Below are 14356 nucleotides of genomic sequence, written 5' to 3'. Positions count from 1 at the left end.
AAGTCTTCTGATGTGCGAGTGCGACAGCGTGTTGATGTGGATTTAAGCCGTCGCCGGATGTTTTTAGTCCGGACGTTGGCCGTTGTCTTAGCAGCTGTATTGGTAGGACGCCTGGCTTGGGTTCAGGGGGTGTGGGGTCCTAGCCTTTCTGCCTTGGCGCAGGAACAACGCGAGCGTGTGTATGTCACCCCCGCTAAACGCGGTCAGATTGTTGACCGCAATGGTGCAGAGTTAGCATTTACCATGCAGGCACGTTCGTTGACGGTTAGCCCGATTCGTCTGCGGGACGAGATTAAGACTCGTCACGAGCAGATGCCGGACCGCTACGATGATGTGCCCACGACGCTCAAGACCATGTCGGAGGAAATCCCGAAGATGGTCAAAAACAGTGGAGCGCCGGGGGCTGATGCGACGCGCGTTGACTCCAAGGAAATTTTGGATGCGTTGAAGTCCGATTCCTACTACACCGTCTTGGTGCGCAACGTTGATCCAGATATTGCTGCGGAGGTCGCAGCTCGCTTCCCTGGGGTTGCGGCAGACCGGCAGGATATTCGCCAGTACCCCAATGGTGCGATTGCTGAAAACATTGTGGGCAAGACCTCTATCGATGGTGTCGGCCAGTTCGGTCTGGAGGCCTCCTCGGATGCGCAGCTAGCCGGTATTGACGGCCGTAAAGTTGAGGAAGTTTCCACCAACGATCAAGCTATTCCGGGCACGTTGAGGGATCAGAATCCTGCCGTCGATGGTGCTCAGATTGAACTCACGATCGACCTGGATCTCCAGACCTATGTGCAGCAGCAGGTGCAGCAGGCCAAGGTTAATTCTGGTGCAGAGCAGGCGTCGGCTGTGGTGCTTGACGCGAAAACCGGTGAGGTGTTGGCAATGGCCAACAGTGACACGGTGGATCCGATGGGGGATATTCAGCGTCAGTTGGAGCGTGGCAAGAGCTTCGATAATTCGGCGATTACCTCGCCTTTCGAGCCTGGTTCTGTAGCGAAGATCATCACGGCGTCGGCTGCCATTGAAAATAATCTGACTACCCCTGATGAGGTGCTGCAGGTTCCCGGTTCCATTGACATGGCGGGTGTGACGGTCCGCGATGCGTGGGAGCACGGTGTTATGCCGTACACGACCACTGGCGTGTTCGGTAAGTCGTCGAATGTTGGCACCTTGATGTTGGCGCAGCGGGTGGGGGAGGATCGCTTCGCTGACATGCTGAAGAAGTTTGGCATTGGCCAGCTGACGGGCGTGGAGTTGCCTAGCGAATCTGCTGGTTTGTTGCCGGATCGCGAGCAGTGGTCTGGTGGTACGTTCGCAAATTTGCCGATTGGTCAGGGTATGTCGTTGACTCTGTTGCAGATGGCGGGTGTGTATCAGGCGATCGCTAACGATGGCGAGCGCGTGACGCCGCGCATTATCAAGCGCGTGACCAATGCGGCTGGCACTGTTGATCGTCTGCCACAGCCGGAACGCACGCGTGTGGTGAGTGAAGATACGGCCCGTACTGTGCGCAACATGTTCCGTTCGGTGGCTCAGAGCGATCCGACGGGCGTGCAGCAGGGTACGGGCCCGCAGGCTGCTGTGGAGGGCTATCAGATTAGTGGCAAGACGGGTACTGCTCAGCAGGTGGATCCGGCGTGCCAGTGCTATTCGAACAGTAAGTATTGGATTACGTTTGCTGGTATTGCCCCTGCGGATGATCCTCGTTATGTGGTGGCTATTATGCTCGATGCGCCGCAGCGAGGTGTGCATGGTGAGGGTGGCCAGTCGGCTGCTCCTTTGTTCCATGACATTGCGTCGTGGTTGCTGACGCGTGACAATGTGCCGTTGTCGCGTTCCAATGAGCAAGATCTTGTTTTGCAGGCCCAGTAGCGTCGCCGAAGGAGTATCAAAGATGTCTGTTGTGGAGTGTCCGACGCTAGCCCAGTTGGCTGATATTGCTGGTGGGCGTATTGATTCGATTGTTGACGTCGCGGGGGTTACGGTTCAGGCGATTGGGATCAATGCTCAGGAGTTGCCGCAGGGTGGTGTGTTTGCGGCTGTGCCGGGGTCGAATGCGCATGGCGCGCGCTTTGCCGGCCAGGCGGATGCTTCGGCGGTGCTCACTGATGCTCAGGGTTTGTCGATTGTGCGCGATGAACTTGGTTTGGATGTCCCTGTGATTGTTGTTGATCAGGTGCGTGAAGTGTTGGGTGCTGTGAGTTCCGCGGTGTATGGCAATCCTTCGCAGTCGCTGCGCATCATCGGTATTACGGGTACGTCGGGTAAGACTACGACGAGCTATTTGATGGAAAAGGCCCTGATGGCTCAGGGTAAGAAGGTGGGGTTGATTGGCACGACGGGTACGCGTATCGATGGTCGCGCTGTGCCGACGAAGTTGACCACGCCCGAGGCTCCTAAGTTGCAGGAGTTGTTCGCGTCAATGCGAGATCAGGGGGTGACGGATGTGGTGATGGAGGTGTCTTCGCATGCGATTAGTTTGGGGCGTGTTGCTGGTACGCGTTTTGTTGTGAAGGCTTTTAATAATCTGAGCCAGGATCATTTGGATTTCCACCATTCGATGGAGGAGTACTTTGAGGCGAAGGCCGCCTGGTTTGTGCCGGATGATCAGTGCACTTTTATCGTCAATGTGGATGACCAGTGGGGTCGCACGCTTGCGGATCGCACGGGTGCGTTGACGCTGTCGCTTCATGACGCCGCGGGGGTTGAGGTCTCGCAGCGGGTGACGGCCGGGGACAATAGCCAGTCGTTTGTGTGGCGCCGCGAGGGCGGCGAACCTGTGAAAGTCAGCATTCCATTGCCGGGGGAATTTAATGTGGCTAATGCTGCGATGGCGTTGGCTTGTGTATCTGTGGTGGATCCGGATGGGGTGGCTGTCGCTGCGGAGGCTTTGGGACAGGTGGCTGTGCCGGGGCGCATGCAACGTGTGGATGTCGGCCAAGATTTCTTGGCTGTTGTCGATTACGCCCATAAGCCTGCGGCTATTGCGGCGATCCTGGAGGAGTTGTCGAGCCAGGTGAAAGGCCGCATTGGGGTGGTTGTTGGCGCGGGCGGGGATCGTGACCAGGCGAAGCGTCCGTTGATGGGGCGTGAGGCCGCGCGTTGCGCAGACTTGGTGGTTGTTACCGATGACAATCCTCGGTCGGAGGATCCGGCGCTGATTCGCGCTGCTGTGCTTGAGGGCACGCAGGGGACTAACGCCGAGGTAGTAGAGATTGGTGATCGCGCCCAGGCTATCGCACAGGCCGTTGCGTGGGCACAGCCGGGTGACGCCATTGTTGTCGCTGGTAAAGGGCATGAAACCGGCCAGATTATTGGTGGAGTGACGCACCATTTCGATGACCGCGAGCAGTTGGAAGCTGCGATTGTGGCGCGGCTGGATGAGGAAAGGCAGCGGTAGTCATGCTGGATTTTAGTGTTGCGGAGATCGCACAGATTGTTGGTGGCCGCTTGAATGAGCAGGCCGAGGCTATCGCGGAGGCGCGGGTGACTGCCCCCGCGGAGTTTGATTCGCGCAAACTCCAGCCGGGTTCGTTGTTTATTGCGCTACCGGGCGAAAACGTTGACGGCCATGATTTCGCGGCGTCAGCAATTGAGGCTGGCGCGGTGTGCGTGCTGGCTGCACATGATGTGGACGCCCCGGCCGTGCTGTGCCCGCCGGCGACGGGCGAAACCACCGGTTTGGGTTTGGAACACCCCGATGCGCAGGCGGTGATTCAGGGGTTGTCGCGGCTGGCGCGCGGACTGGTGGATCGTTGTGAGCAGCTGACCGTGGTGGGGGTGACGGGTTCGGCGGGTAAGACGTCGACGAAGGACATCATCGCTAGTGTGCTTGAGCAAGCCGGCCCCACTGTGGCCCCACCGGGAAGCTTCAACAATGAGCTCGGTATGCCGTACACGGTGCTGCGCTGCGATGCGCAGACGCAGTTTTTGGTGGCGGAGATGTCCGCGCGCGGCATCGGTCATATCGCAAAGCTGACGCAGATCGCGCCGCCCCGGATCTCGGTCGTGCTTAATGTCGGCAGCGCTCACCTGGGTGAGTTTGGTTCGCGGGAAAACATCGCCATCGCTAAGGGCGAGTTGGTGGAAGCCCTGCCGGATGATGGCGTCGCCGTGTTGAATTTTGATGATGACGCCGTGCGCGCCATGGCCGAACGGACAAACGCGCGGTGCGTTTTTTATTCCACGCAGAGCTCGCAGGCGGATGTGTACGCCACCGACATCGTGTTGGACGAGGTAGCCCGGCCATCGTTTGTTCTGCACGCCGGCGGGGTAAAAGTGCCGGTGCGTTTGCAGGTCTTCGGCGAGCACCAGGTGTCCAACGCTTTGGCCGCTGCTGCCGCCGGCCTTCAAGCCGGTTTGACGCTGGAACAGGTTGCGACTGGGTTGAATGCTCACGTCGCGCGCTCTGGTCGCCGCATGGAGGTCACCACCCGCCCCGATGGTGTGACCATCATCAACGATTCCTACAACTCCAACCCCCACAGTGTTCGGGCGGGGCTCGCCGCGCTGGCTTACACCGCCTCGGCGCGGGAGGACGCGCGCAGTTGGGCTGTGCTGGGCCAGATGGGCGAGCTCGGCGACGACGCCGAAGCAGAGCACGCCGACATTGTGGCCACACTGCAGCAATTGCACATCGATCGTGTGGTGGCAGTGGGGGATAACCCCAACATGCGTGCGCTTGTTGACGCCGCTACGGCTGCGGGTGTGTGGGTACGCGCAGTGCCGGACGCCCAGGCTGCCGCCCAGACGGTGTCTGCCGACATTGAGCCCCGCGACGTCATACTTGTGAAAGCTTCGCGGTCGGAAGCACTGTGGTCGGTTGCTGACATTGTGGCCGCTGGTTGAGCCTCCCCGGTTGCGGGCAGGCACCCGGCTAGACTTCTTACTCGTTCGATCGCACCGTTTTTAAGCAGGAGATTTAATAGTGACTCAGATAATTATCAGTGGGGCATTGAGCTTCCTGGTGGCGATCTTCTTTACTCCGGTGCTGATCCGTCGATTCAGCGCGGAAGGCCTGGGGCAGGAGATCCGCGAGGAAGGCCCCAAGTCGCACCTGCGCAAGCGCGGCACCCCCACCATGGGTGGCATCGCGATTTTGACGGGCATTGTGTTCGCCTATGTGGTCACCAACCTCTACTCGATGATTCGTGGTACCGGTGGGTTCACCGCCTCGGGTCTGCTGGTGCTGGGGCTCACCGTGGGCCTGGGTGCTCTGGGTTTTGCTGACGACTACATCAAGCTGGTCAAGGTCCGGAACTTGGGTCTGAACAAGAAAGCCAAGCTGATTGGCCAACTTGCTGTGTCTTTGGGCTTCGGCGTGGCGTTGCTGCAGTTCCCCGACGAACACGGCCTGACGCCAGGCTCGGAGAAACTTAGCTTTGTGCGTGATATCGGCACTTTCACTTTGGCCGTCGGGCCGAAGATCATCGGCCTGCTGCTGTTCTTGCTGTTTATCTACATTGTGGTTTCGGCGTGGTCGAATGCCGTGAACCTGACTGATGGTTTGGACGGTTTGGCTGCTGGGTCCACCGCGATGGTGCTGGGTACTTACTCGATTGTGACCTTCTGGCAATTCCGTAATTCTTGCTCGGTTGCTGCTGTGCCTGGTTGCTACTCGGTGCGTGACCCTCTTGATTTGGCTGTACTGACCGCCGCTGGACTGGGCGCCTGCTTGGGCTTTTTGTGGTGGAACGCGGCCCCGGCGAAGATCTTCATGGGCGATACGGGCTCCTTGGCTTTGGGCGGTTTGGTTGCAGGTATTTCGATTGCTTCCCGCACCGAGCTGCTGATGGTTGTCGTGGGTGCGCTGTTCGTGATCGAGGCTGCATCCGTTGCGATTCAGGTTGTGGTGTTCCGCACGAAGGGCACGCGCTTTTTCCGCATGGCCCCCTTCCATCACCACTTTGAAAATGGTGGCTGGGCGGAGACCATGGTGGTTATTCGTTTCTGGTTGATTACCGCGATGGCCTGCATGATCGGCATTGCGTTGTTCTACACGGATTGGTTGACGGCTGCTGGCGTTTAGGCCGGTTGCTGCGTAAGGAGTTCCGATGTGTGAGTTTTCGGCTGAGTCTCTGGGCCGTGTCGTTGTTGCGGGTGCCGGTGTGTCTGGCGCGGGGTGTGCCCGTCTTCTTGCACGCGTTGGGGCGGATGTTCGGGTGGCCGACGATAATGAGACCGCGCGTTTCCGCGTGCAGGAGGCTACGGAGGTCGAAGCGTGGTCAACCGCGCAGCTGCGCGAATCCTTGGATTCGGTTGATTTGGTGGTGACGTCGCCGGGGTGGCGGCCCGATTCGGCTGTTCTGGTGGCGGCTGCTGAGGCTGGCGTTGAGGTCATTGGTGACGTCGAATTGGCGTGGCGCCTGGATTCCGCCGGTGCGTGTGGTGCGCCCCGCACGTGGTTGGCGATCACCGGCACCAACGGAAAGACCACAACCACGGCGATGGCTGCAGCCATGTTGTCCGAGGGCGGCTTTAAAGCAGAGGCCGTGGGCAACATTGGGGTCTCGGTGAGCGATGCGCTGCTGGCGGAGCCCCGAATTGATGTCATTGTCGCGGAACTGTCCAGTTTCCAGCTGCACTGGTCGTCGACGATCCACCCGGCAGCTGGGGTGCTGTTGAACTTGGCTGATGATCACATCGATTGGCACGGAAGTTTCGATGCCTATGCGCTGGCCAAAGCCAAGTTGCTTGATAGCGATGTTGCGATTATTTCCCGTGATGACGCCGCGGTGGTGCGGGTCGCTGGCGCCCGCGACGTTATCGCTTTTGGTAGCGGCATTCCGCTGGACGGCGAGCTCGGTGTGGAAGATGGGATGCTCGTTGACCGTGCGTTCGGTGGAGGAGTGCTAGCTAGCGCCGAGGGGATTTCCCCGGCAGGACCGGCGGGCGTGTACGATGCGTTGGCGGCAGCGGCATTGGCGCGTTCGCAGGGCGTTGAACCGCAGGCTATCGCCCGCGCATTGGATACTTTTGAAGTTTCCGGGCACCGTGGCCAGGTGGTACACGAACATAACGGGGTGGCTTTTGTTGATAATTCCAAGGCCACCAATCCACACGCTGCGGATGCCGCACTGCGTGGCCAAAGTGGAGTGCACTGGGTTGCTGGTGGCCAGCTCAAGGGTGCGGATGTTGCCGAGCTAGTGCGCGAGCACGCACCGCATATGGCAGCAGCCTACTTGATGGGGGTCGATCGCGAGGTAATCCGCCAAGCGCTGCTGGATGCCCGCCCCGATCTACCCATTGTCGTGACAGACAGCACCGACCCGGTGGCAGCCACGGAGGAACTTGTCGCTGCGGCAGCTGCTGCGGCCCAACCCGGGCAATCTGTGGTGCTGGCGCCGGCCGCGGCGTCATTAGACATGTTTACAGGTATGGGGCAGCGCGGTGACCTGTTCGCCGATGCCGCCAGGAGGTTTGCGCGATGAGCACTCCCGCCCAGAAACGCGAACACGTCCGCCCACCGAAGGGACGCGTGTCCGGGTTTGTTGCCGACGTGTTGGCGCGCCCCATGACGGACTACTACATGATTTTGGCGACGGTGACTATCCTCGCCTTTTTTGGTTTGATCATGGTGATGAGCTCGTCGATGACATGGTCTGTCATTGACGATGCCTCCCCGTGGGCGATCACCATCCGCCAGGCGGTCATGGTGGTTGCTGGCTTTGTCGCAATGTGGGTGGGGTTGAGGATGAACCCCGCGCATATCCAGCGTTTGGCACCGCTGCTGCTGGTTATCACCGCTGTGCTACTTCTTCTGGTGCTCATTCCAGGTATTGGTACGGGTAAGGAAGAGGTCGGTTCCCAGTCGTGGATTGTGCTCGGTCCTTTGCGTCTGCAGCCTTCGGAGGTAGCGAAGGTAGCGATCGCCGTGTGGGGCTCGTTCTACTTAGCTCCTGAGGTCGGCCGGGCTGACAGCCGGGGCTGGAGCAGTAGGTTTGCCACCTTCACCGCTGTTGCCGGTGGGTTTTTGCTGCTGATTGTCCTGCAGGGCGATATCGGCATGGCTATGGCTTACCTGCTGGTGGTGGCCTTGGTGATGTATTTTGCTGGCGTGAACCGCCGGTGGATTTTCGCCGCCGCTGGTGCGGTGGTGCTGGGCCTGTTGGGCTTGGCCTCCCAGGGCGGTTTCCGCTCCCACCGTTTCACCGTCTACTTTGATGCTCTGTTTGGCCACTTTGCTGACACGCGTGGGCATGCGTTCCAGTCCTACCAGGGCTTTTTGTCCTTGGCGGATGGTTCGCTGTGGGGTGTTGGTTTGGGCCAGTCCCGTGCGAAGTGGTTCTATCTGCCGGAGGCTAAAAACGACTTTATCTTCGCCATCATTGGTGAAGAGTTGGGCCTGTGGGGCGGCACGATGGTGATCGCCCTGTTCGCGGCACTTGCTTTCTTTGGTGTCCGCACGGCTTTGCGGATCAACAATTCTTTCTTGTCACTGCTGGCTGCCACGCTGACCGGAGGCGTGGTGGTGCAGGCCTTCATCAATATTGCCTACGTTATTGGTTTGGCGCCGGTGACGGGTATTCAGCTTCCAATGATTTCCGCTGGTGGTACCTCGGCGATTATTACCTTGGGGTCAATGGGGCTGCTGGCCAACTGTGCCCGGCATGAGCCAGAGACGGTCTCTGCTATGCAGTCCTTTGGTAAGCCCTCGTTGGATCACTTGTTGCGCTTGCCTGAGCCACAGCCGGTGACGGAGGGTTTCTTGACGCCGCCTGCGCGGGCGCCCCGGGTGCGTACAGAGTCGCGGCCGACTGCGCGTACTGTAGCGGAGAGGACGTCGCGTCCATCCATGCTGCAAGACAGGGATTCGAGGCCGACGAGGAATTCTAGGCCAACGAGGAATTCTAGGCCCACGAGGAGAACCAAATGAGTGAAGTTCGTGTGATGGTTGCTGGTGGTGGCACTGCCGGCCATATTGAGCCTGCCTTGGCTGTGGCGGACGCTTTGCGTGATCGTGGGGCGTATGTGTGCGCTCTGGGGTCGCCAAAGGGTTTGGAAAAAGACATTGTTCCTGCTCGGGGTTACGATCTCGATTTGATTCCCCCTGTGCCGGTGCCCCGCAAGCTCAACATGGCGTTGCTGCGTCTGCCTAAGGGGGTGTGGCAGGCGGTGAGTCAGGCGAAGAAGATCATGCGCGAGCGGCGCGTGGATGCCGTGATTGGTTTCGGCGGTTATGTGTCGGCGCCCGCGTACCTTGCCGCGCGCCAGTTGGGGCTGCCGTTTTTTGTGCATGAGTCCAATGCGCGTGCTGGTGTGGCTAACAAGTTGGGTGTGCGTTTGGGCGGGGTGGGTTTGAATGCTGTGTCGGGGTCTGGCATGCCGGGTGATGTGGTGGGTATTCCGCTGCGTAAGACGTTGACGTCTGGGGAGGATCCCCGCGTGTTGGCCGGTCGTGCCCGCGCCCGGTGGGGTTTGTCTTCGTCGATGAAGACGGTGGTTGTTACCGGCGGTAGCCAGGGTGCTGCTTCGATTAACCGTGCTATTGACGGTGCTGTGGAGGACTTGGTGGCGTTGGGCTTCCAGGTGCTGCACGCTTATGGCAAGAATAATTCTTCGCCGCAACCGCGTAAGGGGTATTTCCCGGTTGCTTATATTGATGCGATGGCGGAGGCGTTGGCTGTTGCGGATATTACCGTGTGTCGTTCGGGTGCGATGACGGTCGCGGAGGTCACTCAGGCGGGTGTGCCGGCGATTTATGTGCCTTTGCCGCACGGTAATGGTGAGCAGGCGCTGAATGCACGCGGCGTCGTTAATGCTGGTGGTGCCGTCATGATTGATGATGCTGATCTGTCGGCGCAGGCCATTGTGGACGCAGTGTCTGCCATGGCTGACCCGGAGCGCTATGAGGTTGCGCGTGTTGCGGTGGCGTCGTGTTGTAGTGATGACGCCGCGGGGGAGATTGCCGCGCGTGTGCTCGCGAGTGTTAAACGCTAGGTTTTTGTTTTTTTCGTCTGGAAGGCGGCTGTTGATGGTTGAAAGTGTTGATCTGTCACGGGTGCATTTGGTGGGCATCGGTGGTGCCGGGATGTCCGGTGTTGCCCGTATTTTGCTCAGCCGGGGTGCTGTGGTGACGGGGTCGGATGCGAAGGATTCGCGTGTGGTCTTGGCGTTGCGGTCGATGGGGGCGAAGGTTGCCATTGGTCATGACGCCGCGAATTTGTCGTTGGCGGGTGAGCCGCCGACGGTTGTGGTGACGTCCTTTGCTGCGATCCCGAAGGATAACCCTGAGCTTGTTGAAGCGCAGCGGTTGGGTATTCCGGTGATCCGTCGTTCTGATTTGTTGGCGAAGGTGATGGAGGGCTCCACCCAGGTGTTGATCGCCGGCACCCACGGTAAGACGTCGACGACGTCGATGACTGTTGTGGCGATGCAGGCTGCTGGTTTGGATCCGAGTTTCGCTATCGGAGGGCAGCTGAATAAGGCTGGCACAAATGCTCATCATGGCAGTGGCCGGGTGTTCGTGGCGGAGGCTGACGAATCCGATGCTTCGTTGTTGACCTATGCGCCGGATGTGGCGGTGGTGACCAACATTGAGCCGGATCATTTGGATTTCTTTGGCACTCCTTTGGCCTATTTCAAGGTGTTTGATGATTTTGCCGCACTAGTGTCTGACACGTTGATTGTGGGTCTGGATGACGAGCATGCTGCTGCCTTGGCGAAGCGTTGCCTTGATGCTGGTGTTGGTTGCAAGGTTGTTGGTTATGGCACTGAGCAGGCGTGCGCGCAGCATCCTTCAGTGCCGGCTGCGGCGGTTGTTAGTGGTGTGGAAACCACGGCGTCAGGCTCACATTTTTCGGTGGCGTTGGCCTCCGGCGAGGTCGAAGTCGACTTGCAGGTTCCTGGGCTGCATATGGCGCTGAATGCTGCTGCTGCGATTGTTGCGGGTGCATGCGTTGGTGGTGACCCGCAGGCTTTGGCCCGGGGTGTGAGCGATTTTTCTGGTGTGCGCCGCCGCTTTGAATACAAGGGCGAGGTCGTGCTGCAGCCCGGTACGGAGGCTGTTCAGGTGTTTGACGACTATGCGCACCATCCGACGGAGGTCGCAGCCGTGCTGAAGGCTTCGCGCGAGAAGGTTGAGCAAAAGGGCAGTGGCCGTGTGATTGTTGCTTTCCAGCCGCATTTGTACAGTCGCACGATCGAGTTCCAGCATGAGTTTGCGGAGGCCTTGTCCGCTGCGGACAAGGTGGTGCTGTTGGATATTTTCGGCGCCCGCGAGGAGCCCGTGGAGGGGATTGATGGGCGCATCATCGCGGGTAAGATGACGACATCCGTGGTGTACCAGCCTGATTTTTCCCAGGTGGCTGCAACTGTCGCGAAGATCGTGCGCCCGGGTGACATTGTGCTGACCATGGGTGCTGGCACCGTGACGATGGCCTCGGAGGAGATTGTCTTGGCCTTGCAGGAACGGGCGGGTGCCTAAGGTGACTGCATCGCCAGAGTCTCCGGAGTTGCCGAGGAAGCCCGGGTTGCCCAGGTTGTCTGTGCGCAGGCTAGCTGTGTGGGGTGGGGCAGTGTTGGCTGTGGTCGTCTTGGCTGCGGCGTTGGTGTTGCTGGTGCCGATTTTTAAGGTGTCGGGTTTCAAGGTCGAGGGCAATTCCCATACTGATTCTCAGGCTATCGAGCAGGCGACGCTGATTGTGCCCGGGCAGAATTTGGCGCGCATTGATGCTTCCGCTGCTGCTGATCGGGTGGTGGAGTTGCCGTGGGTGCGCCAGGCTAGTGTGGTGCGCCAGTGGCCGTCGACGGTTCGGGTGGAGGTCGCCGAGCGTGAGGCTTTGATGTATGCCAAGCGTAGCGATGGTGACCACCTGATCGATAGTCGCGGCGTCGCTTTCATTATTGATTCTCCGCCGACCGGCTGCGTGGAGGTCACGGGGACCAAAGATGATGACGTCGCGTTGTTCCGTGATGTTGCCACAGTGCTTGAGGCTTTGAGTCCGCCGGTTAGGGAGCAGATTGCGCAGGTGCAGGCGCCGTCGGAGTATGCGCTGTCGTTGGTTACTGTTGATGGCCGGGTTGTCGAGTGGGGTTCTTCGGCGAACGCGGGGGATAAGGCACTTGCTACTGCTGCTGTGTTGACACAAGAGGGCCAGCAATGGAATGTCTCCAACCCAGAGCTCGTCACTAAGCGATAAAACCCCAGGTCAATAACCTTAAAGTTAAGGTTTAGGGTAGGACACGCCGAGTATGTCCTACCCTTTTGTGTTTGTTTAATCGAAGATGAGAGGCAACACAAACTGCAACGTACAAAGAAGCGAGCGGGATTTCTAGATGTCAAACCCAAACAACAATTACCTGGCTGTACTCAAGGTTGTCGGCGTCGGTGGCGGCGGCGTCAACGCGGTCAACCGCATGATCGAAGGGGGCTTGAAGGGCGTCGAGTTCATCGCCGTCAACACTGACTCCCAGGCACTGATGTTCTCTGATGCTGACACCAAGCTTGCTATTGGCCGCGAGGCAACCCGTGGTCTCGGCGCTGGTGCGGATCCGAACGTTGGGCGCGAGAGCGCTGAAGAGTACAAAGAGAAGATCCAGGAGTCCCTGGAGGGCGCCGACATGGTCTTCGTCACCGCAGGTGAGGGTGGTGGCACCGGTACCGGTGCCGCTCCGGTGGTTGCATCCATCGCTAAGAAGATGGGCGCATTGACCGTGGGTATTGTCACCCGTCCGTTCTCTTTCGAAGGCAAGCGCCGCTCCCGCATGGCTGACGAAGGTATCGAGGCTCTGCGTGAAGCTTGCGACACGCTGATCATCATCCCCAACGATCGCCTGTTGCAGCTTGGCGAAGAGAACCTGTCGATGGTTGACGCCTTCAAGGCCGCCGATAAGGTGCTTCACAACGGTGTGCAGGGCATTACCGACCTAATCACCACCCCCGGTTTGATCAACGTTGACTTCGCCGATGTTCGCTCCGTGATTAAGGACGCTGGCACAGCGTTGATGGGCATCGGTTCGGCTCGCGGTGAGCGCCGCGCGGTTGAGGCCATTGAGCAGGCTATTAACTCCCCACTGTTGGAGACCACGATGGACGGCGCCAAGGGTGTTCTTCTGTCCTTTGCTGGTGGTTCCGACATTGGCCTTGCAGAGGTCACTGAGGCGGCAAACATTGTCCAGGAACTGTGCGATGAGGACTGCAACTTCATCTTCGGTTCCATTCTGGACGACAACATGGGCGACGAAGTTCGCGTGACTGTTGTTGCTTCCGGTTTTGATGGCAGCCCGAACCCCTCGGCGAAGGCTTCGCACTCTGCTCAGCAGGCTCAGGGTGTACACGCTGTGTTGGGTGAGTCCGCACAGACACCTGCAGAAAGCGGATCTTTGTTTGAGTCCACCGTGGCAGAGTTCTCCAGCCGTGAGGTTAGCGAGCCGACCGAGCGTCCGGAGGCGGCTGCCGCTTCCCGCTCTGAGCGTCTGGATCGTAGCGATCGTCTGCAGCGCAGCGATCGTAGTGACCGCAGTGACCGTGCGAGCGGGATGTTTACCACTCGCGATGATTACCGCCGTGTTGATGATGATGACGATGAGCTCGACGTCCCATCCTTCATGACCCACCGCCGCCGCTAAAATGGATCGCCCCGTCCGTAAGGTCTTCACCTCCCGCCGCGGTGGGGTGTCTGCCGTGCCGTACGATTCGTTCAACCTGGGTGATCACGTCGGTGATGATCCGCAGGCGGTTGTCGCTAACCGTGCGCGTTTGGCGGAGGTCCTTGGACTGCAGCGGTTGGTGTGGATGGAGCAGATGCACACCAATACGGTGACGGTCGTCGACGGTTCCACGGATAATCCCGTCGCTGCCACTGATGCGATTGTGACCACCGAGCGCGGCCTGGGGTTGTGCGTTTTGGTTGCCGATTGCACGCCGGTGTTGCTCAGTGATCATGACGCCGGGGTGGTTGCTGCCGTGCACGCAGGTCGCCTGGGTGCACGTAACGGCATCGTCGCCCGCACGGTGGATACCATGGTGGGGTTGGGTGCCAACCCCGAAAAGATTCACGCGTTGCTTGGGCCTGCGGCATCTGGTGAGCGCTACGAGCTTCCCGAGGCGATGGCCCGCGACGTCGACAATCATTTGCCTGGGTCCTATTGCACAACACTGAAAGGTACCCCGGGTGTGGACATCCGGGCGGGCTTGGCGTATCAGCTCTACACCAAGGGTGTTAGCAATATTGATATTGACCGGCGGTGCACCATCGAAGACCCGGAATTCTTTTCGCATCGGCGCGAGGGAGTGACGGGTCGACAAGCCGGTGTTATCTGGCTGACAGAGCAGTAAAAAATATTCTGACACGCGTGTCATTACGCAGATAAATGCCACAAAACCCCTAGAGTTGGTGGCAGCGCAGACATTTTA

At 59.3% G+C, this 14356-nt stretch carries 11 protein-coding genes; all 11 read left to right on the top strand.

The features are described 5' to 3' along the window. Positions 1-57 precede the first annotated feature (57 nt). The 11 genes from CARG_RS06515 (at position 58) to pgeF (ending at position 14278) form a co-directional block, all read left to right on the top strand. The gene (locus tag CARG_RS06515; protein WP_046209723.1) at positions 58-1872 is read left to right on the top strand and encodes a peptidoglycan D,D-transpeptidase FtsI family protein; all 1815 of its coding nucleotides are present in this window, start codon (positions 58-60) and stop codon (positions 1870-1872) included. A 22-nt stretch (positions 1873-1894) separates the two neighbouring features. After that, positions 1895-3400: a UDP-N-acetylmuramoyl-L-alanyl-D-glutamate--2,6-diaminopimelate ligase gene (locus tag CARG_RS06510; protein WP_020976618.1), complete on the top strand. Its 1506-nt coding sequence runs from the start codon at positions 1895-1897 to the stop codon at positions 3398-3400. A 2-nt stretch (positions 3401-3402) separates the two neighbouring features. Next, positions 3403-4848, top strand: a complete 1446-nt coding sequence (locus CARG_RS06505) for a UDP-N-acetylmuramoyl-tripeptide--D-alanyl-D-alanine ligase (protein WP_020976617.1) — start codon at positions 3403-3405, stop codon at positions 4846-4848. A 79-nt stretch (positions 4849-4927) separates the two neighbouring features. Further along, on the top strand, positions 4928-6028 hold the full coding sequence (mraY, locus tag CARG_RS06500) for a phospho-N-acetylmuramoyl-pentapeptide-transferase (RefSeq protein WP_020976616.1): 1101 nt from the start codon (positions 4928-4930) through the stop codon (positions 6026-6028). A gap of 25 nt (positions 6029-6053) precedes the next feature. Next, positions 6054-7430, top strand: a complete 1377-nt coding sequence (gene murD / locus CARG_RS06495) for a UDP-N-acetylmuramoyl-L-alanine--D-glutamate ligase (protein ID WP_020976615.1) — start codon at positions 6054-6056, stop codon at positions 7428-7430. Further along, entirely contained in the window at positions 7427-8875 is a 1449-nt protein-coding gene (locus CARG_RS06490) for an FtsW/RodA/SpoVE family cell cycle protein (protein ID WP_020976614.1), read from the top strand. Before murD ends, CARG_RS06490 begins: the two co-directional genes overlap by 4 nt. Further along, positions 8872-9939 (top strand): UDP-N-acetylglucosamine--N-acetylmuramyl-(pentapeptide) pyrophosphoryl-undecaprenol N-acetylglucosamine transferase, encoded by a 1068-nt coding sequence (locus CARG_RS06485; protein WP_020976613.1) that lies wholly within the window; start codon positions 8872-8874, stop codon positions 9937-9939. Before CARG_RS06490 ends, CARG_RS06485 begins: the two co-directional genes overlap by 4 nt. A 34-nt stretch (positions 9940-9973) precedes the next feature. Further along, complete coding sequence (gene murC / locus CARG_RS06480; RefSeq protein ID WP_020976612.1) at positions 9974-11425, top strand: UDP-N-acetylmuramate--L-alanine ligase; 1452 nt, start codon at positions 9974-9976, stop codon at positions 11423-11425. Beyond that, the gene (locus CARG_RS06475; RefSeq protein WP_169733208.1) at positions 11418-12140 is read left to right on the top strand and encodes a cell division protein FtsQ/DivIB; all 723 of its coding nucleotides are present in this window, start codon (positions 11418-11420) and stop codon (positions 12138-12140) included. Before murC ends, CARG_RS06475 begins: the two co-directional genes overlap by 8 nt. Positions 12141-12276: 136 nt before the next feature. Then, positions 12277-13569 carry a cell division protein FtsZ gene (ftsZ, locus tag CARG_RS06470; protein ID WP_020976610.1) on the top strand — a complete coding sequence of 431 codons (1293 nt, stop codon included), beginning with the start codon at positions 12277-12279 and terminating at the stop codon, positions 13567-13569. Between the two features lies 1 nt (position 13570). Then, positions 13571-14278, top strand: coding sequence for a peptidoglycan editing factor PgeF (pgeF, locus tag CARG_RS06465; RefSeq protein WP_020976609.1), 708 nt, complete (start codon positions 13571-13573; stop codon positions 14276-14278). Positions 14279-14356 lie beyond the last annotated feature (78 nt).

The organism is Corynebacterium argentoratense DSM 44202 (genome assembly GCF_000590555.1).
Taxonomy (GTDB): domain Bacteria; phylum Actinomycetota; class Actinomycetes; order Mycobacteriales; family Mycobacteriaceae; genus Corynebacterium; species Corynebacterium argentoratense.
Note: the sequence above shows the minus strand (reverse complement) of the source record. Positions and strands in the feature narration are given on the sequence as shown.

Excerpts from the sequence above, each read along its gene's own strand:
- pgeF (WP_020976609.1), top strand. The coding sequence starts at position 13,571 with ATGGATCGCCCCGTCCGTAAGGTCTTCACCTCCCGCCGCGGTGGGGTG.
- murC (WP_020976612.1), top strand. The coding sequence starts at position 9,974 with ATGGTTGAAAGTGTTGATCTGTCACGGGTGCATTTGGTGGGCATCGGT.
- CARG_RS06515 (WP_046209723.1), top strand. The coding sequence starts at position 58 with ATGTTTTTAGTCCGGACGTTGGCCGTTGTCTTAGCAGCTGTATTGGTA.
- CARG_RS06505 (WP_020976617.1), top strand. The coding sequence starts at position 3,403 with ATGCTGGATTTTAGTGTTGCGGAGATCGCACAGATTGTTGGTGGCCGC.
- murD (WP_020976615.1), top strand. The coding sequence starts at position 6,054 with ATGTGTGAGTTTTCGGCTGAGTCTCTGGGCCGTGTCGTTGTTGCGGGT.
- CARG_RS06485 (WP_020976613.1), top strand. The coding sequence starts at position 8,872 with ATGAGTGAAGTTCGTGTGATGGTTGCTGGTGGTGGCACTGCCGGCCAT.
- CARG_RS06510 (WP_020976618.1), top strand. The coding sequence starts at position 1,895 with ATGTCTGTTGTGGAGTGTCCGACGCTAGCCCAGTTGGCTGATATTGCT.
- CARG_RS06490 (WP_020976614.1), top strand. The coding sequence starts at position 7,427 with ATGAGCACTCCCGCCCAGAAACGCGAACACGTCCGCCCACCGAAGGGA.
- ftsZ (WP_020976610.1), top strand. The coding sequence starts at position 12,277 with ATGTCAAACCCAAACAACAATTACCTGGCTGTACTCAAGGTTGTCGGC.